At 51.0% G+C, this 18,551-nt stretch carries 23 protein-coding genes and 1 pseudogene; 1 reads left to right on the forward strand and 23 read right to left on the reverse strand.

Features of this window, described 5'->3' with window-relative positions:
- From AQR02_RS16005 to AQR02_RS16035, 7 genes are all read right to left on the reverse strand, one after another.
- A partial coding sequence (locus AQR02_RS16005; RefSeq protein WP_082451869.1) for a CCA tRNA nucleotidyltransferase occupies positions 1-962 on the reverse strand: 962 nt, incomplete at its 3' end.
- 10 nt (positions 963-972) lie between these two features.
- Positions 973-2,130 (reverse strand): N-acetyl-alpha-D-glucosaminyl L-malate synthase BshA, encoded by a 1,158-nt coding sequence (bshA, locus tag AQR02_RS16010; RefSeq protein WP_054941331.1) that lies wholly within the window; start codon positions 2,128-2,130, stop codon positions 973-975.
- Between the two features lie 100 nt (positions 2,131-2,230).
- Positions 2,231-2,923: a bacillithiol biosynthesis deacetylase BshB1 gene (gene bshB1 / locus AQR02_RS16015; RefSeq protein ID WP_054941332.1), complete on the reverse strand. Its 693-nt coding sequence runs from the start codon at positions 2,921-2,923 to the stop codon at positions 2,231-2,233.
- Positions 2,923-3,345, reverse strand: a complete 423-nt coding sequence (mgsA, locus tag AQR02_RS16020) for a methylglyoxal synthase (protein ID WP_054941333.1) — start codon at positions 3,343-3,345, stop codon at positions 2,923-2,925. Before mgsA ends, bshB1 begins: the two co-directional genes overlap by 1 nt.
- Before the next feature lie 17 nt (positions 3,346-3,362).
- The gene (dapB, locus tag AQR02_RS16025; RefSeq protein ID WP_054941334.1) at positions 3,363-4,166 is read right to left on the reverse strand and encodes a 4-hydroxy-tetrahydrodipicolinate reductase; all 804 of its coding nucleotides are present in this window, start codon (positions 4,164-4,166) and stop codon (positions 3,363-3,365) included.
- 34 nt (positions 4,167-4,200) lie between these two features.
- Positions 4,201-4,722: a tetratricopeptide repeat protein gene (locus tag AQR02_RS16030; RefSeq protein ID WP_054941335.1), complete on the reverse strand. Its 522-nt coding sequence runs from the start codon at positions 4,720-4,722 to the stop codon at positions 4,201-4,203.
- A 59-nt stretch (positions 4,723-4,781) separates the two neighbouring features.
- Positions 4,782-5,111: a nucleotide pyrophosphohydrolase gene (locus tag AQR02_RS16035; RefSeq protein WP_054941336.1), complete on the reverse strand. Its 330-nt coding sequence runs from the start codon at positions 5,109-5,111 to the stop codon at positions 4,782-4,784.
- Between the two features lie 159 nt (positions 5,112-5,270).
- Between AQR02_RS16035 and AQR02_RS16040 the strand changes: the two genes are divergently transcribed.
- On the forward strand, positions 5,271-6,140 hold the full coding sequence (locus tag AQR02_RS16040) for a YitT family protein (protein ID WP_054941337.1): 870 nt from the start codon (positions 5,271-5,273) through the stop codon (positions 6,138-6,140).
- A 161-nt stretch (positions 6,141-6,301) separates the two neighbouring features.
- On the opposite strand, the gene AQR02_RS16045 is transcribed toward AQR02_RS16040, so the two are convergent.
- From AQR02_RS16045 to AQR02_RS16110, 16 genes and pseudogenes are all read right to left on the reverse strand, one after another.
- On the reverse strand, positions 6,302-7,174 hold the full coding sequence (locus AQR02_RS16045) for a sporulation protein YpjB (protein WP_159067773.1): 873 nt from the start codon (positions 7,172-7,174) through the stop codon (positions 6,302-6,304).
- 77 nt (positions 7,175-7,251) lie between these two features.
- A complete protein-coding gene (locus tag AQR02_RS16050) occupies positions 7,252-7,917 on the reverse strand; it encodes a DUF1405 domain-containing protein (RefSeq protein ID WP_425339980.1) in 666 nt (221 codons plus the stop codon).
- 66 nt (positions 7,918-7,983) lie between these two features.
- Positions 7,984-8,862, reverse strand: a complete 879-nt coding sequence (locus AQR02_RS16055; RefSeq protein WP_054941339.1) for a menaquinol-cytochrome c reductase cytochrome b/c subunit — start codon at positions 8,860-8,862, stop codon at positions 7,984-7,986.
- A gap of 29 nt (positions 8,863-8,891) precedes the next feature.
- Positions 8,892-9,563 (reverse strand): menaquinol-cytochrome c reductase cytochrome b subunit, encoded by a 672-nt coding sequence (gene qcrB / locus AQR02_RS16060; protein WP_020427667.1) that lies wholly within the window; start codon positions 9,561-9,563, stop codon positions 8,892-8,894.
- Positions 9,564-9,568: 5 nt separating this feature from the next.
- Positions 9,569-10,123 carry a QcrA and Rieske domain-containing protein gene (locus AQR02_RS16065; RefSeq protein ID WP_054941340.1) on the reverse strand — a complete coding sequence of 185 codons (555 nt, stop codon included), beginning with the start codon at positions 10,121-10,123 and terminating at the stop codon, positions 9,569-9,571.
- A gap of 217 nt (positions 10,124-10,340) precedes the next feature.
- Complete coding sequence (locus tag AQR02_RS16070; protein ID WP_054941341.1) at positions 10,341-10,766, reverse strand: DUF2487 family protein; 426 nt, start codon at positions 10,764-10,766, stop codon at positions 10,341-10,343.
- 92 nt (positions 10,767-10,858) lie between these two features.
- Complete coding sequence (locus tag AQR02_RS16075) at positions 10,859-11,038, reverse strand: IDEAL domain-containing protein (protein WP_038594463.1); 180 nt, start codon at positions 11,036-11,038, stop codon at positions 10,859-10,861.
- Between the two features lie 18 nt (positions 11,039-11,056).
- The gene (locus tag AQR02_RS16080; RefSeq protein WP_054941342.1) at positions 11,057-11,563 is read right to left on the reverse strand and encodes a gamma carbonic anhydrase family protein; all 507 of its coding nucleotides are present in this window, start codon (positions 11,561-11,563) and stop codon (positions 11,057-11,059) included.
- An 11-nt stretch (positions 11,564-11,574) separates the two neighbouring features.
- A complete protein-coding gene (locus AQR02_RS16085) occupies positions 11,575-12,663 on the reverse strand; it encodes a hypothetical protein (protein WP_054941343.1) in 1,089 nt (362 codons plus the stop codon).
- 90 nt (positions 12,664-12,753) lie between these two features.
- Positions 12,754-13,341, reverse strand: coding sequence for a histidine phosphatase family protein (locus tag AQR02_RS16090; protein ID WP_054941344.1), 588 nt, complete (start codon positions 13,339-13,341; stop codon positions 12,754-12,756).
- 153 nt (positions 13,342-13,494) lie between these two features.
- A complete protein-coding gene (locus AQR02_RS16095; RefSeq protein ID WP_054941345.1) occupies positions 13,495-13,941 on the reverse strand; it encodes a hypothetical protein in 447 nt (148 codons plus the stop codon).
- Between the two features lie 51 nt (positions 13,942-13,992).
- Positions 13,993-14,088, reverse strand: a pseudogene (locus AQR02_RS35600) (hypothetical protein); the annotation flags it as partial.
- 5 nt (positions 14,089-14,093) lie between these two features.
- Positions 14,094-14,681, reverse strand: a complete 588-nt coding sequence (locus AQR02_RS16100; RefSeq protein WP_054941346.1) for an RNA polymerase sigma factor — start codon at positions 14,679-14,681, stop codon at positions 14,094-14,096.
- Between the two features lie 432 nt (positions 14,682-15,113).
- On the reverse strand, positions 15,114-15,383 hold the full coding sequence (locus tag AQR02_RS16105; protein ID WP_054941347.1) for a carbohydrate-binding module family 20 domain-containing protein: 270 nt from the start codon (positions 15,381-15,383) through the stop codon (positions 15,114-15,116).
- Complete coding sequence (locus AQR02_RS31390) at positions 15,331-16,437, reverse strand: starch-binding protein (protein WP_082451871.1); 1,107 nt, start codon at positions 16,435-16,437, stop codon at positions 15,331-15,333. Before AQR02_RS31390 ends, AQR02_RS16105 begins: the two co-directional genes overlap by 53 nt.
- A gap of 43 nt (positions 16,438-16,480) precedes the next feature.
- Complete coding sequence (locus AQR02_RS16110; RefSeq protein ID WP_245237501.1) at positions 16,481-17,926, reverse strand: alpha-amylase family glycosyl hydrolase; 1,446 nt, start codon at positions 17,924-17,926, stop codon at positions 16,481-16,483.
- Positions 17,927-18,551 lie beyond the last annotated feature (625 nt).

Genomic DNA, 18,551 nt, shown 5'->3' on the forward strand with positions numbered 1-18,551 from the left:
CGCCGCAGTGCCTCTTCCGCGCCGTCCCCCTCCGGCGCAGAAGCCAGTGCCGCGTCCCATGCTTCGCGGACGCGCAGTACCCGGGCGACGGCGCTTCGCGTCGCCCCCGGGAACGTCCATGCCCGCAGCAGCTCATCGGCCGAAGCGGCCGACTGCCCCAGGGCATGGAGCAGCAGCGCCCACCGCAGGCGGGCGCTCTGCAGTTCCCCGATCCCGGGCAGGATGGCGGCGGCTGCCGCCAAGATGCTGCCGGTCCAGGGGAACGGGGCTTTGCCGCGCGACAGCAGGCCGCTGCGCGCGAGCAAGCCGAGGCCGCGCCAGGGATGCGGCCCCTCGATGATGCGCTCCGTCTCACTGCGGACGCGCTCTACGGCAATATGCGCCAGCTTGTCCCGCTGGCGCAGCAGCCCCCGCCAGGTGTTCTTGGCGACGGCAAAGTCCAGCACCGACGCGAAGCGGATGCAGCGCAGCATGCGCAGCGCGTCCTCGTCGAAGCGCTCCTCCGCTGACCCTACGCAGCGGATCAACCGGGCGCTTAAATCACGCGCCCCCCCAAAAGGGTCCACCAGCACACCGTCAAGCCCGCAGCAGATGGCATTGATCGTGAAATCACGCCTCCGCAGATCCTCTTTAACATCGCTTACAAAAAAGACGTGCTCCGGACGGCGGTGATCGGCATAGCCGCTTTCCGTCCGGTACGTCGTCACTTCAAAGCTGTATCCATCCTGCAATACCGTAACGGTTCCGTGCTCAAGCCCCGTGGGAATACAGCGAGTGAACAAGCCCATAACCTCCTCCGGCAGCGCGGAGGTCGTCAGATCCATATCATGCACCGGCCGGCCCAGGAGCTCATCACGGATGCAGCCCCCGACATAATAGGCTTCACGGCCGATCTCAAGCAGGCCTGCGATCACCTTGCCGGCTGCTTCCGCCATACCGGATGGTGCCATTGTCCATTCCATGAAGCTCTCCTTACCCCCGGATGGTATCCATTCCGAGCACCTTGCGCCCTAGCACACGGTAGTAAATATCCTCATACTGATTCGTGATGCTGTCTCGGCTGAAATCATTGCATGACCTCTCCAGACACGCCTTTCTGAACTGTTCTGTCATCCCCTCATCCGACAGCAGCTTCACCGCATATTTCGCCATAGCCGTCGTGTCGCCGATCGGCGCCAGGAAGCCGGTTTTGCCGTGCTGAATCAGCTCCGGTATACCTCCGGTTTGCGAACCGATTGTCGGGACTCCGCAGGCCATCGCTTCGAGCGCAACCAGGCCGAAGCTCTCCTTCTCCGAAGGAAGCAGCAGCAGATCCGCCAGGGAGATTACCTGGGCAATCTCATCCTGCTTACCCAGGAAACGGACTTTATGCTCCAGGCCCATTTCATTAATTTTCGCCTGAATCTTCGGCAGTTCAGGACCCTCGCCTACAAGCAGCAGCTTCGCAGGGATCTCCTTGCTCACCTTGGCAAAAACATCAACGACATCACTCACCCGTTTGACCGGGCGGAAATTGCTGATATGCATCAGTATCTTCTCATCCGGATTGGCAAAATCGCCGCGGAGATCGGTTACGTCACGCGGGTAATACACACGCTTGTCGACAAAGTTATAGGTCAGATCAATATCACGGGTAATATCCAGCACGCGCCGGGTTTCCTTGATCAGATCCTGAGAGACAGCCGTAACCGCATCACTTTCATTGATGCCGAGGCGGATCAGGTCCTTAAGCGATTCATCCTGGCCGAGTACTGTAATATCTGTCCCGTGCAGGGTTGTGACTACCTTGATGTCATTGCCGAGCATCTGCTTGGCCAGGAACGCGCACACGGCATGAGGCACCGCATAATGAACATGGAACAAGTCGAGCCCCTGCATCTTGGCTACCTGCGCCATCTTGGTTGCAAGCGCCAGATCGTAAGGAGGGTAACGGAAGACATAGTAATCGTTAACCTCAACCTCATGGTAAAATATATTTTTCTGAAACGTTCCAAGCCGGAACGGGATACTGTGTGTAATAAAATGGACCTCATGGCCCTTTTCAGCCAGAAGCTTCCCCAGTTCAGTTGCCACTACCCCCGAGCCGCCCAGAGACGGATAACAGGTGATGCCTATTTTTAGCCGGTCCATAGCTCCGTCCCCTTCGTTAACTTATCTCTTACTTCAAGTAATGATATGAGTTTATTATAGTTGCATCTCAGGAGGAAATAAAGTTTCTAATGGCCCCCGCTTATAAAAATAGATCAACGGCATGGGGAACCTTCGCTGCGAACCCTTCAGCAAAGGGAATCAGCCTCCGTTGTCCGAGCAGCATATCCCTTGAGCGGACACGTTCAATATAGCCCTCGTTGAGCGGTGTCGATACCACATCCTCACCCGGGGTCTTCTCGAATTGGGAACGGTAGCAGGACAACGCCTGCTCCTTTAAACCATATTGCTGAGTCACATCTACTATAAGGTCGGTACGGCCCAGGTCATTAATAAAGTAAAAATAGAGCAGCGGTGCAGGTATGGCCGGCTTGTCCGGCATGTATTTGCGCAGCTTCGAATTGAATACCGCTTCCTCCACCAGCTTACTGCAGGCGATATGATCAGGATGACGGTCTTCCCAATACGGGGCAAACACGATGGCCGGGGCAAATTTCCGAATTTCTGCAGTCACTGCAGCCAGATGCTCCTCTGACATGTACAGGCCGCGGTCAGGTAATCCAAGATTGGTACGTACGGATGCCCCCAGCACTTCAGCGGCCTGATGAGCCTCCTGCTTGCGGCGTTCCACGGTTCCGTTCGAGGACATTTCCGCTGCAGTCAAATCGCACAGGCCTACCTTCAGACCGGCAGCAGTATGCTTGGCAATGGTTCCCGCCATCCCGATCTCAGCATCATCTGCATGAGCCCCGAATACAAGAATGTCCAGTTTCATTATTCGTCCACACCCGGCTTGTATTTATGTACCAGCTCCCGCCATCCGAAATCGCCGCGGTCGATCGCCTTTACCAGAATTTCAGCTGTAGCGATGTTGGTCGCTACAGGAATACCGTATACATCGCACAAACGGAGCAGTGCTGTGATATCCGGCTCATGTGGCTGTGCCATTAGCGGATCACGCAGGAAAATAATCAGATCCAGCTCATCCTGTGCCACCAGCGAACCGATCTGCTGGTCTCCGCCGAGCGGTCCAGACATGAAACGGTGAATTTTAAGCTGGGTGACATCCATAATCCGCTGGCCCGTAGTTCCCGTTGAATACAATTCCAGCCCGGTAAAAACATTCTCATAAGCGGTAACGAAATTGACCATCTCTTCTTTTTTCCGGTCATGTGCAATAAAGGCAATCTTCAACATGATGAGTTCTCCCCTGTCTATTCAATAAAATGCTCAAAGCCATAGATCAAGCCTGTGTATTCCATCACTTTCTGGATACCCATTTTGACCCCTGGCATGTAACCTGCCCGCTCGTATGAATCATGGCGGATTTTTAGCGATTGTCCAAAACCGCCGAATACTACTTCCTCTTGGGCAAATACGCCGGGAAGACGGACACTGTGAATCCGGAAGCCGTTGTATAAACCGCCGCGCGCTCCCTCGATAATCTCTTCTTCCTGCGGATTACCCTGGCGGAGCTCCTGCCGGGCTTCAGAGATCATCTCAGCCGTTTTGATCGCCGTACCTGACGGGGCATCCAGCTTCTGATCACCATGATACTCGATAATTTCCAGATGCGGGAAATACTTAGCCGCCTGGGCGGCAAATTTCATCAGCAGAATCGCACCAATCGAGAAGTTCGGGGCAATGAGCCCACCGATTCCCTGCTCCTGACATTGCTTGTCCAGCTCGGCAATCTGCTCCGGGGTGAAACCGGTAGTCCCTATGACCGGACGCACCCCGTATTTAATTGCAAGCGAAGTGTTGGCATAAGCGGATTGCGGAATCGTAAAATCAACAAGCACATCTCCGCGGCTTCCTGCCAAGGCAGCTTCCAGATCCGATGTAACTGTTATTCCGCACTCTTCTAGTCCTACCATGCGCCCTGCATCTGTGTCGCCTGCGGAACGGTCTACCGCCGCTGCAAGTTCCAGTTCTTCATCCTGCAGTACCAGCTTAACAACCTCTTTACCCATTCTGCCTCCTGCTCCGGAGACAATCACTCTGATCTTGTCGCTCACCTTTATTTCCTCCTCGCTTTCACTGGTTCCATCATTAGTGGATATATTTTTGCAATGATCTTTGCAGGTCTTTCATAAGCTGCCGAAGGCCGGAGTCATCCGGGTGGAGGGCAATAACCTCTTTCATCGCGGCAATCGCCTGTACGTGCTCATTCATGCGGCTATGCGCAATCGCGAGCCAGACATAGGCATCGCCATATAGAGGATCAAGTGAAATCGCTTCTTTCAGGAGTGTGACCGGACGATAAGGATTAAGCGTCCCTCCTGCTTCATCCTCCAGCAGACGTTTAGCCTCCTGAACAAGCTTAAGGGCCTGCAGATGCTGGAGGTGCAAATGGTATTCCGGCTTGCCGCTATCCAGCTTCACCGCTGCGAGCGCATGCTCCAGCGCCTTATCCATCATACCGCTGCGCGCATAGGTAATCGAACACCGGTATCTGACCTCTGCGTCGTCGGGGCTGGCCGATATCGCAGCTTCAAAAAATTGAATTGCCTCTTCAAAATCGCTGCGCAAAATAGACCGGTATGCCGCATTGACATAATCGTTATGATTCATATACTCACCATCCTGACGGCTAAATCCCGTTCGTTTGGTACAGCATATGTTATAGAGGCCTAATCGGTGTTTTTAAGTGTCCACCGTCCGGCATCACGGGTATTGAACTTGTGCATCACTTTATTATGGGCTTCCGTCAGGTCAATGCCCAGAGAATTGGCGAAGCATACGGTTATGAACAGAATATCACCCAGTTCAAGCTCAATAGAATTGTCCGCCTCATCTGCCTTTTTAGGCTTTTCGCCGAATTGATGGTTCACTTCGCGGGCCAGCTCACCCACTTCTTCCGACATTCGGGCCAGCATAGACAACGGGCTGAAGTAACCTTCCTTAAACTGTGAGATATAAGCATCGACTTCGCGCTGTATCTCACCAAGACTTTTATCCATAATTTGTTGCTTCGCCCCCCTATAAATTCTTGCCTTCTGTTTGCCCCTATGTTATCGTAAAGACGTTTTGAAGACAAATCTTTTTTACATTTGCAGCTGTACACCATAAGAAAAATGCTTGTATAAAACGCCCGTAAGAGGGCTTAGGCGAGGGATTATATGAAATCATTAAATGCAATGAATATCGGCAAAACAGTAGCGCCTATCATGCTGGGTGCGGCAATATATGCGTTCGGGCTCCTGTACTTTATCGTCCCCAATCAGCTGATGGAGGGAGGAGTAACCGGGATTACCATCCTGCTGAATTATGCCTTTGATATTCCGATCTTCCTGACTACGCTGCTGCTGAACCTCCCGCTGTTCCTGCTGGGCTGGAAGGTACTTGGTTCTAATCAGATTGTCTATACCGGTGTCGGTATTGGGGCATTGTCTTTTTTCCTGTGGGTTTTTGAACGGATGATTGCCGCAGGCTGGCTGGTGCCCTTCAGCACCGAGCACGATTTTATTCTTGCTTCATTATATGCCGGGGTGACGCTAGGCCTTGGACTTGGTATCGTCTTCCGGTACGGCGGGACCACTGGCGGTGTTGACATCGTTGCCCGGATTCTCGGGCGCAAGTTCGGCTGGAGCATGGGCCAGATTATATTAGCTGTCGATGTTATCATTATCGGCGCATCACTGCTCTACATACCCCGTGAAAAAATCTTGTATACCCTTGTGGCTGTATTTATCGCTTCACGTGTGATTGATTTCATCCAAGAAGGCGCTTATGCCGCCAAGGCCTTCACGATCATCAGCGACGATGCTCCACAAATCGCGGACCTGATCACTGCCGAAATGGAGCGCGGCGTGACGCTGATCCCGGCCATCGGCGCGTATTCGAAGCAGGCCAAGCATATGGTGTATTGCGTTGTCTCCCGCCAGGAAATCCGCCGGCTCAGCCAATTAGTGAAGTCAATAGATCCAACAGCATTTGTAATTATCAGCGATGTTCACGATGTCATGGGCGAAGGCTTCCGGGAATCCTGATTACATAATGGTATATTACTGGCTGAATCTCCAGTGAACTATTAGGGGTTCGAATCCTATTGCACAAGAAGAAGGCTCTCCTTTCCGTGTCACTAGACACGAAAAAGGAGAGCCTTTTTGTTATACATATAATAGAGAGTTCATAATGTCCATCTTCACCGCTAGACCGGCTTCAAATCCTCCTGCTCTCCACGGTACTTGCGGTATCCGGCATAAGCCAGTGCGGATAGGATAAAAGCTCCGGCAAGCATGCCCCAGGCTCCATATTTCTGAGGCGACAGCGGGAGCGACAACACGGGCTCATCCCGTTCCTTACCGAACATCACCCTTACTGCATCCTGACCGTAAGAGATAATCTCAAGCAGCCGCGAACGCTCAGGGGGCTGGGCGGATGATGTCACTCCCGCTGCATAGGACAGCCAGGAATCAAAAGCATTTACGACCTCCGGGCGGCTGGAAATGACAACCGCCGGCCGGATAGTGTCATATCTGCTCTGCAGCCGGGTAACGGCTGTCTTCCAGCCCTCCAGATCACCAGCCGCAGCGCTTTTCTCCAGATCGTTCAGATCCTCACGGAACAGCTTGTAATACTGCTGCCACATCGGCTGACGGGGATGATTCAGGCTGTTGGCAGCAAGCCGGACTCTGGCAGCCGCAGATTCTATTTTCTCCGGAACAATCTGCGCAGCTGCAAAGGCAGCCTTAAGGTCCACAATGACCCCTGACAGTGCATTAACCCCTTCAACCGAAGTCTGACCCTCAAATGAGGAGGATACAAAGATCTTCGAGATCTCTTCACTCTCCTGCCTTGCCTTGGCGATATCGCCTTTGAGAACATAATTATATAAAGCTTCAGCCGCTTGTTCCAGGCGCTGTGCACCGCTTCCGCCGGTCTGCACCGGTGAACCGCTTCCGGCTACTGACGCATGCCCGGTCTTATTGCCGGCTTCTCCGGGGCCATACACCCCGTAGGCCGATACTTTCCCGCCGTTCAACCCGGCAAGCAGCCAGCACAACATTAATCCTGTCAGCACAATATATCTCCTGCGCCGCATGAGACATCCCCCCTACTCTAAATGTATGGGAGAAGGACAAGAGATAGAACAGCCTGTCAGCGTCTCATCCCAGCCCGCTGCAGGGGATGTGCCGCCCTGGCTTTTGACTCGAAAACCCAGGCCGCCGCCGTGCTCAATAAAGTCAGAAGGATTGTGAAGTTCTGTACTTTGAGGATATCATCATCAAGTTCCGAAGGCAGCCAAGGATAAATGCCAACTGAATAATCCACCATATCGTTCGCCAGTGTCCAGAGCACTGCCAGCGGAAGCATCCGCCGGAATGAGAAGAACCGTGCATAGATCAGTGCCTCAACCGCCATTCCAGTATGCGACACTACCAGCATCCAGTCCTGCCAGCTCACGGAATCCCCCTGATAGCCGCCGGCGAAAATCATACTGACCGCCCAAATTCCGTACTTCACAGAAGTGACAACGGCGAGCGCTTCGATGAGCTCCCGTACCAGTGTCCCTTTTAGCCCTTTCGGGGGATATAGCATTAGGAGCAGTGAAACCGTAAAGAACAGGCTTGCCGTCGGACTGTCCGGAACGAACGGGAGCAGCCATACCTGATAGTTCTCTGCTGTAAACGCTAATTGATTGCCATACCATATGTATCCGTAAATCGTCCCAAGGAAATTCACAATAATTAGCAGCCATATGACTCCCCGGTGCTTGAACAGCTTGTCTATAGCCGGCATAAACGATTTCACCCTCCACATCATGACAGACTCTTCTCCATACAGACAAAAACCTGACCGCATATACGATCAGGCTGCGCTAATATTATTTTACTGTTCGCTTTTTTGTTTGGCAAGCCAGCCGGCAAGCGAGTCAATATCCTGTTCGGTGAGCCCTGCCCCCATAGCTGTTTCAACCATCGGCGGCATCTGACCCTGGCCTTCTTTGATGATGGCAAGAATCGCTTCCTTGTCGTGGGTATCCCCGACACCGCGCAACGACGGTCCGCCTCCGCCCTTCAAATCTACAGCATGACAGGTGACGCAGGTAGCCTGCTTGAAGAGCGCCATTGCCGGATCATCCTTGTCCACGATCGCGATATCCTTGGCCTGCACGGCACTAGTCGTGGGCAGGCCCTTAGCCCTGTTCTCAGCCGCTTTCTCCTCACGCTGCACATCTTCGGGGATCTGGCCCGTTTCAGCCATCTCATGCTGATATTCGGTCCAGGCGGTATTGGTTAGATAGATGATTGCTACAAGCGACAGGAACATCAGCGAGGAAGCGATCGGCCGCCGGTAGAACCGCCGTTCACGGCCCGTATCCAGGAACGGGGCAAGCAGCAGGGCGCCAAATGCCACCCCGGTTACCCCCAAGGTGCCAAGAACGATATAATCGCCCGAGGCATATGGCAGCTTCAGATATTGATACAGAAACAAAAAGTACCAGTCAGGGATCGGGATAACTGTAGCTCCGGCATCAGCAGGGAACCCCAGCGGTGCGGGCTCTGAAATTGTAAGTACAAGAATGCCAACCAGGACCACTACCCCAACCATCCACTCCTTCAAAAGGAAATTCGGAATGAAGGCCTCCGATTTACCGGGATACGCCGTATAGTCAGGCGGTGTAATAAACCCGTTGCCCTTCTTGACACGGGAATCGCCGACAAATACGACCTTTTCTTCAGAGCCGTCCTTGCCCTTATGTGCCATTCAAGAGTCCCTCCTTTTCGTCAATTGATTTACAACGGACCGGATATACCCTGTCTGCGGATCATAATAAAGTGTCCGACGAGCAGTATAAGCAGGACCGCCGGGAGGAAGAATACGTGAAGAGCGAAGAACCGGGTCAGCGTCTCGGCTCCGACAATCGTACCGCCCTGCATCAGTTCCTTAAGCACTGGTCCCATGACCGGAACGGAATTGGCGATCTCAAGCGTAACCTTTGTGGCGAAATAGGCTTTGTTGTCCCATGGCAGCAGATATCCGGTAAGTCCCAGACCCAGCATGACAAAAAAGATCAGCATGCCCACAACCCAGTTCATCTCGCGCGGGGCCTTATAGGAACCTGTAAAAAACACCCGCATCGTATGCAGGAACATCATCACTATAACCAGACTTGCACCCCAATGGTGCATGCCGCGTACAATTTGCCCAAAAGCTACCTTAGTTTGTAAATATTCCACACTGGCATAAGCATTTATAATGTCCGGTACATAATACATGGTCAAGAACATGCCCGATAAAATCTGAATCACCGTAATAAAAAAGGTAAGTCCGCCAAAGCAATACACGAACGCCGAGAAGTGATGCGCCGGATTGACGTGCTCGGGAACCTCGTGATCGGCAACATCTCTCCAGATCGGCGTGATATCCAGACGCTCATCAATCCAGTTGTAGACATTTTTAAACATCAGGATCACGCCTCCTTCTTAGCTTCGGTATTGGGGATGATATCGCCGAGATATACCCAGCCGCTGTCGATCTTGGTCTTGTACTGGTCCAGCGGCTTCGGAGCGACCGCAAGATTTTTCCCAAGCTTCGTATATCTGGCTCCATGGCAGGGGCAATGATATTCGTCAGGAAAAGCTTTGTCATTGTTCCAGCCGACCGTACAGCCCAGATGCTTGCAGATAGGTGAAAGCGCATAAATTTCTCCGCTCTCATCTTTCCGGATCCATGCTGTCAGCGTAGCTGTACTGGCATACCACCCGTCCTGCTGTTTGAGCTCAAAGTTAAACTCCTGCGGCTCATTGGTTATTTTGGAGGCTTCCGCAACCTTGATGAAGTCTCCTTCACCCTTCTTATGTAATATCGGGTCTACAGCGAACCGCACCATAGGCAGGATGGCGCCGGCTCCCATAAATGCGGTTGCACCGCCAAGCGTGTAGGTCAGAAACTGTCTGCGTGACATCTCTTTTCGGCTGGGCGGTTCTTGCGGATTCAATTCATGCTCTTCATTGTAGCTGCTCATACGGTGTGTAACCCCCTTTTCAAAATTGAGAAGGCACCTGCAGTGTTCCAAAGGAATTATCTGTTAATAATACGTTTACAATGACATAAGTCACACGTCACATCAGTTCACCCTTATCATAGCTTAGGGCCTATTACCCGTCAAGAATATTGTCTAAATTGTGACAGGCTGAGCAAAGGGTTTTCACTGAAATTGTTGAATTTCTGTCACATTTAACTCATTTCCCGCTTTGCCACATCGCTTGAATTTTATCGCTTATTTCAGACTTAACCAATCCTCTCTGCGTGGACTCAAATCCGGACAGGGAAAGGACTAAATCGCTTTCATAAAGCTCGCCGGAAGATAGCTCCGCGGCTGCAGTTGCCACAATCACGAACTGGAATTGATTGGATTTGACTTTCCTGCAGACATCATTCAGAGTGGCTACACTATGCTCCGTAGCATACTGTACAGCCGGGTAGGTAACTATACGTCCCTGAAACGGCTGCTCCACAAGATCCAGCAGATCACGGAGCTGCTCCAGTATCGCCGCCGCTTCGGACGGACTCTCTCCCCCATGCAGTCCGGTAAACGGAAGCAGGCAGGTATCATAGTACTTGTTGTTCTCTTCCCAGCTCTCTGCGGTAAAACTGCTGAACTTCATTTTGAATCATCCCCTCACATGAATTCCCTATTATTAATAAGCACCTTCGCCCCCCGTGAAACGAAAAAAAGAAATGCGCTAAGCGCATTTCGTTATGCCAAACTCTTCAGTTCTTCAGTCAGATACCGGAAAGCCGCTTTATCTCCGGCCGCCAGCGCTGTGTCGATCTCCCGGTACAAGATGTCGGTACGTCGCTTTCTAAGCGCTTCATCCCACACCATTTCTGCCGCAAGCCCTAGCATCACTTCATAGGTAGCCTTCATTTTGTCCATTCGATACACCTCCGCTGTTTAGAAGATTCCATATTCCTTTGCTTTGTTAACATAACTTTCGCTGGTGCGCTTCATTCTTTGCAGGTCTTGTTCGGTCAATTCCCGGACCACTTTAGCAGGAGAACCCAGGGAAAGAGTGTAGGGCGGGATAATTTTGTTTTCGGTTACAATAGAACCGGCTCCTATTAAAGCATATTCACCAATCTCTGCTCCGTTCAAAACAATTGCTCCCATTCCGATTAATGTGCCATTGCCTATCCTGCAGCCATGGATTATCGCGGAATGTCCGACCGATATATCATCACCCAGCATAAGCGGCAATCCCTCGGCTACATGTCCTACAGTACCGTCCTGAATATTGCAGCGCTGCCCGATAATTACCGGAGCAAGATCTCCCCTCAGCACGGCATTAAACCAGATACTTGAATGCTGCCCCACCGTTACGTCACCTACCAGCTTTGCACCTTCTGCCACGTAAACAGATTCGTCAATACGCGGTATGTACTTCCCATAAGCAATCCGCATTGTCCTCCCCCTTACTTAGGCAGCCGCCTCGGAGTAGCCGCTTCCATTCCCCATGGGGTCATCATGACTACCGGTCCCACCGGTGTCTCACCCAGCCGGATCATCCCCAAATGCAGCATCATCCGTAATATACGCTGTTCCAGGATTGAAGCGGCATCATCATAGTAGAACGGTTTAATGAGCCAGCCTATTCCTTCTACCAGAGAAGAAACGGTCACCCACTCACCGGCACTCTTACTAATCCAGTATACGATTGACGGAAGATTGGGAACAGCACCTTTATAAAGTTTTAACCAAAAGAGGAATATCTGCATCAGTCTTTCCGATTTTCCTTCGGCCAGTAATGCCTCTCCTGCTAAAGTTACCTGTAAACGGTGGCCTTCTTCAGCGATAAAGCGGCGGTGCCTGGAATAATCACACAGTAGGGCTAATCTGGGCGGGTAATGCTCGCAGGCTCTGCCGTAACCAAATCTCCAGCCCCCTTTACCGAGCAACGGTTCCGGTATTTGAAGTGCATTCATCAGCCCCTGCTGATACCGTTTATAGAGAGCCCCCTCCTGATTCAGCTCAGGGTTATTCTCCTTCACATAACGCAGGAACAGCAGCAGATCTTCTGCCAGTAAATCCCCTTCTCCGCGGTACATTGCCGGCTCAAAGCCGCCGGATACCTTTTCTTTGATGTATTCGCCCATCCGCTCACGGAAACGGTTCTTTAAATCCTCCGGAACCTGGAACAGATACTTGCTTTGCTGTGAGGCTCCGCTGAACAGCCAGCCGCCGCTTTTGAACCGGCTGACCATCTCACGGTATCCCCCTGTTATGCCGGCAGGAGCATCGAAGGATGCCTGTCTCGCCGCAGCCAGCAAATCTTCAAGACTGAAATGGCTGCGTTCGTCAAACAGCAGTGTGTTCAGGAACCGTAATTCCTCCGGTGTGCAGCTCCGGATATGGGATTCCATGAAATCCCGGCTTCCAAGTGTGATGAGAATGCTCTGGATCAAATCATGTTTCGAATTCCGTTTGCAATCGCACTGATAGCGTCCCGCTATGGCGGTAAGCTGACCAATGTCTGCGTAAGTGAGCATATCCGCCAGATTCATCATTCATCGCCTCACTGTTTTACTACCATTATGGGAAATACAGCCCTTTTTATTCCTTATTTCTCAAAAAAAATAACCCGAAGATTCGGGTCACCGCTGATTTTGCAAAATATGACGGGTGCAATTATACAGAAGCGGCTTCCACTCCTGCTCGTTCTTTTCGATAATGGTCAAGGACAAATTGCCGAGCCGCTCCGTATACTTGTCTTTATAGAGCGCAGTGTACAGCTGGGCCAGGAAACCTCCGTGAGAAATGACCAGCACATTGCTGCCTTGGTACCGGGTGGAGAGATCCTCCATAAAGGCAAGTCCGCGCAGCTGCAGCTGCTCGTCTTTTTCCTGCCCAAGCTCCAGCAGATTCCATTCCTTGCCCCATTTCGCTTCGCGCTCCAGGGCGGTCATTCCCTCAACCTGTCCATAAGCGCGTTCCCGTATACGCTGATCAGGCTCGAGTAACGGAATAGCCAGCTTGGCAGCAATGATCTTCCCTGTTTCTTCTGCACGGGACAAACCGCTTGTAATACAGTAGTCCCAATGGTAGGGTTCATGCAACAGCCGCTCACCCAGCATATCAGCCTGCTTGCGTCCCTCGTCGTTAAGCGGAATGTCACTTTGTCCCTGTATTTTCCCTTCCGCGTTCCAATCCGTCAGTCCATGGCGTATTAAGCCGATCAGCATCGCATATCACCCTTTCCATCCAATATGTTTGCTTAATAATGTATCATGAATGAAAACAAATGTCTTCTTTTTGAACTATAATGCTGTGTTTCGGATAAATTACAGGCTTAACGGCAACAAAAAAGTCCGCTTTACCTGAGTAAAGGGACTCCATCATTGTCTGCGGTAACGGTTGAGCCGGGTCAGCAAAAAGATAGACAACGCCACGCCCAGCATGGACAGTACCATCCAATACTGCGGATGTGTCGGCCCCATGCTCACAACAAGCGGCTCAATAATACCGCCCTGGGATTCTGACACAGGATAGGAAGATGACCACTCCAGCGTAAGACCGGCTACCCCTGTATCAATAATGCCGCTCTGTGCCGAACTCGTGTTATCCGGCGTTTTGAACATCGTAAAGTACAGGAAACTTGATAAAAACACTGCCAGAAAGCAGGCAATCCAAAGGCTCAGGCGTTTGCGGAAAACGGCAGTACTGCCTGCAGATTTCCCGTCCCCTGGCATCAGCCAAGGGCTTTCCAGATAAATACGCTCCATAACCTTGAGATTAATGGCTTCAGCCCGTTCGGCGCTGATCTCCACCCTTGTATCTTGCATAAGCTCGCTGCTCTCCTGCCATAAAGCCCATTCAGCAGTACAGTAAGAACAACCCGCGATATGCCTCTCCAGCTCAATCCGCTTAGGGTCAGTGGGGGGAGCGTCCCACAAAAGCGGAATGGAATCTTGCGCTTCCCTACAGTTCATTGGCCTTACACCCTCTCAGCCTGCTCTTCTGCTTCAGGCTCATAAAAATAGGATTCGAGTTGGAGCTTCACACTGCTCCTTGCACGGAACAACAATGATTTCACGGAGCTGACACTCTGATCCAAAATGATGGCAATTTCCTGATAATCCATTTGATCGTATTCACGCAGAATCAGCGCCGAGCGCTGTTTCTCCGGAAGATTATTGATAGCTTCGCGGACCAGATTCATCCGTTCCTTACGCAGTGCAGCCTGTTCAGGAGCTACTTCAGCCGGTGCAACCGGCGTGTACCCGCTCTCTTCGAGAGAGACATTGCCTGCACGGTTCTTGCGGAGCTCGCTGAGCACTGTGTTGCGGGCGATCGTGTACAGCCATGTCGAGAATGAAGCATCTACCTCGCGAAAGGAATGCAGGCTCCGGAATGCTTTGTAAAATGTCTCCGAGCAAAGATCTTCGGCAATCAGCTCCATATGGGAGTTCTTGAGCATATGATAGACAAAAGCCAGTATTTTACGTTGGTATCTTCGCATCAGTTCCGAATATAGTTCTGTGTTTCCTTGCTTGATTAGCTGGATCAACTGGGAATCCGTCATGGTGAGTTCGGCCCTCCTCGCCCTAGCACGATTAATCCCGTCCGGTCCGTACCTAATTATACCGGGCAGGTTTGAAAAAGTTGCGTTGAATCCTCAACAATTGCAATAAATTAGACAGTACTTCCTATGTATATTCCGGGTCCTTTGAAAAAAGATATGCTGCACTTAAATACAGGCAGAAAATGCATCTTTACAGATTTCAGAGCCTCCGGCAATCTCGCGATGGAAATACCAGGAAGAAATCTATAAACATACTTAACCTAGTATAGCATACATTCTAACAGGATGACATTAATAGACTTATACCTGGACATGCCAAGTCGAAAAATGAAAGATCACATCATCAAGCGCCTGTGCACAAAAAAACAGCAGAAACGCAGTTGATTCAGCGTTTCTGCCGGCTTTTTTGAATGAGTCTAGCTTTGCACGGGCCTAATTATTGAAGTTGAATTCGACTGCCGGAGAGGCAGAGGAAACTGTATAGAAACGGTTACTCCCGCTTTCCCAGGCTACATTGTTGTTCGCATCCTTTTTGATCGCCTTGAACTGAATAGCCGTGCCTGCAGGCAGGTTGACTACAAGGTTCCAATCCGGATACTTCGGGTTCGTGGCCGGTCCGACCGCTTTTGCCGTGTCCCAGCTGCCAGGTTCACTCGTATTGCCGACGAGATGAAAAATTTTGACCTTGAACCGTCGTTGCATTCTTGATTGTGAAGGTTACGGCAACAATAGCGCTGACAGTCTCTTGAGCTGTGATCACGCCGTCTTTAATCCAGGAGTTCTGGGTGACCAGATAGCCTGGCTGCTGCGCTGCAGGAATCTGCTGGCCATTGCTGTTGAAGATCACATAGGCCTTGTCCCACCCGCTAATCGTGTAGGAATACCATCCGTTGCCTTCATTTGTCATCACTGTGCCCGGCCATGCTCCTCCCGTCTTGGTTGGTGTAACCGTCTCATCGTAGTAATAGATATTCGGTGTGCCCCAGGCTGTTGGCTTGTAGTAATGAACCGTGATGCTTTTGGTCAATGTTTTGGTGAAGGTGTACGTCTTAGTTGTCGTCTTATTCGCATTTACAGCAGTGACGACAAGGGTATATGACGTTCCAGCAGCGTCGCCCGCCCCAAAGGTAATCTTCTGCCCGGAGACAAGCGCGGTTGCAGCGCTGCCGTTCAGTGTATAGCTTGCCGAATCGGCGTCTTTATAGGTGACCGTAACTTCCAGGCTTTCTCCGTTAAAGGCCCCTTCCGCCTGATCAATTGTAATCGTCGGGGCCGTTACATCCGGATTTTGGGCAGAAATGACTCCATCCTTGATCCATTTCTCGCCTGTTACCGTGTAGCCCGCCTGCTGTGCAGCCGGAATCTGGCTACTGCCGGAGTTAAAGATTACCTTGGCTTGCTGCCAAGCCGCAATCGAATATGAATACCAGCCGTTCCCACTGTTAGTCATCACAATCCCAGGCCAGGCTGCACCCACTTTTGTCGGAGTCACAGTATCATCATAGTAATAGATATTCGGCGTGCCCCAGCTGGCAGGCTTGTAATAGTGCACAGTTATTGCCGCATTAGGATTTTCTTTTACGAACGTATACGTCTTAACCGTCTGGCCTGCCGTATTGGTTGCCGTTATTTTCAGCACAAAGGACGTGCCGAATGCTGCACCCGCGCCTAAGGTCACGGTATCGCCTGAACTTAAGGCAACCGAAGTCCCATTGTTCACCGTATAAGCTGCGCTGTCTACGCCGTTCAAAGTCACTTTGACTGCCAGGGAATCAGTATAAAAAGAGCCTTCTACAGCATCAATTGCAACGGTTGGAACAGGGTTGAGGCTTCATAGAGAACTGCAATCTTGCCTCCGCCCAAGTTGCCGGTATTTTGCCGCCCGTTACGGTGAACGTGCCGCCTGCGCTCGCTTTATTTACATAAGTGCCATTGGCCAGATTGGTGGTAGAATTGATGTAGGCATCGCCGCCGAGATTGATGATCGTCATCCCTTGAGTACCTCGTTCAACAAGCATAATTTGATTGCCTTGTGTTCTTAAATATTCACCTTGCCCGGCCATCGCATTGTGAAACTTATTGACTGCAGCAATATCCGCATCCTGCCAGAGCGTGCTGCCGGCTTGGCCGAGTGTGCCGCTTCCCGCAGGTCTGTCAAAAAACAGAGAGGTGGTCTGCGCCCGGGATGCGATGATCGACCAGCCCATTTTTATCTGCCAGTCATTCATGGCTGTCGTTTCTTTGCTGTCGTTGGCAAAGGTGTCATGGGATTCGACCCAGGTTACCAGCTTGGAAGGGCTGACATTACTGGCATCGTACGAGGTGGCGGAATTCACATTAATTGTGCTGCCAAAACCTACCGCACTTCTTACGTTATGCCCATATGTCGGGGCTGCGAGATTGAGGTAATTGGCGTAATCCGCGAAACGGTCGGCACCACCCTGCAGCACTTCCCCGTAAATGTAAAGATTGCTTCTGTTATTCAGGGAACCCAGGACACGGGTCCAGAAGTTCGATCCTGCACCATTCACATCATCCGGAAGTTCAATATGCTTGGCGGCATCGAACCGAAAACCGTCGGCTCCGAGTGAGATGGCATCGTTCAGGAAATTGATGATGATGTTCTGTAGCTCCTGATTGGAGGTATTCAGGTCAGGCAAACCAATGCCCCATTGCGTAACCTGCCAGCGGTCGTTCCAGTTATCTACACCTCTGGCCTCATGCCAGAAAGAGGAGTTATTGCGCAGCACCGGATCGACGCTCCCAGCAGGCTTGTACGTGTCACTGCCGCCGCCCGCGTTGCCTGTATGATTAGCGACTACATCCACTATGATGCTGATGCCGTATTTATCCGCTTCGTCGCAAAGTGCTTTGAATTGTGCTCTCGTTCCAAGCTGTGTATTCCCTATTGTGAAGTAGGTCGGCTGGTACAGAATCCACCATTTGCTTCCTTCTGTTAACGCTTCTTTATTGGGCTGGATAGGAGAAGTCTGAATCGATTTGAAGCCGGCTGCCGCGATCGCGGGCAGATTCTTGGTAATATTGTCAAATGACCAATTCCATGCATGAAAAATGACCCCGTCTGCCGTCTTTGCAGGCAGTCCGTATTCGGCTGCTGCAGTTGCTTGGACACCAGTGTCTGCAGCCACTGCATTTTGCTGGGGTAGCGCTGTAATCCCCAGCGTCTGCAGCAGTAAAGCGGTAAATAAGATAATACTCCACAATGATCTTGCCCTTCTCTTCATTTCACACTCTCCTCGATAAATAATTATTTACAGCCCGTTGAATGGGTTATAAAACAAATTCAAGACATCTGGCTGTATTTTCACAGCTAGATATGTATCCGCTTACAATATATTTTTTTAAAATCCCCTCGTTTCTGCTGCTTCTAAGATTAAACAACTATGCGATCTCCGGATTGAAACAATTAAGTGTGGTTTTTTGGAGGGTATAAAGCTGCGGTGCACACAAGAGAGTTAGGAGAGCAGCATTACATATGCTGGATTTAAGGTGTATTTCCCCCAGCGGATCCATTGCAAACGTTTGCACAAAAGACAATAGAATGGAATCACCAATTATGGTCATTGCAAACGTTAGCAAAGATGGCATGAACGATCCTGGCTCTATTATTAGCACTTAACCTGAACAATGTAAATAGTTGTAAAGTAGTATGCGTCCAGACGATCAGCCGGTGCAATTACGCAAATCTCCTCGCTAGGTGTTGCGGCACTAAGGCAAAAGAACTGAATGAAACCTTAATAGGTTTCACAAGCTACAGAGTTGGAAAAATAAGTTTTGAGAAACTGTTGACAAAATGTAAACGTATACATATAATAAAAGTACAGTATGGTTTCTCTCCACTCCTATCCA

Source organism: Paenibacillus ihuae, assembly GCF_001368795.1.
Lineage (GTDB): Bacteria > Bacillota > Bacilli > Paenibacillales > Paenibacillaceae > Paenibacillus_AQ > Paenibacillus_AQ ihuae.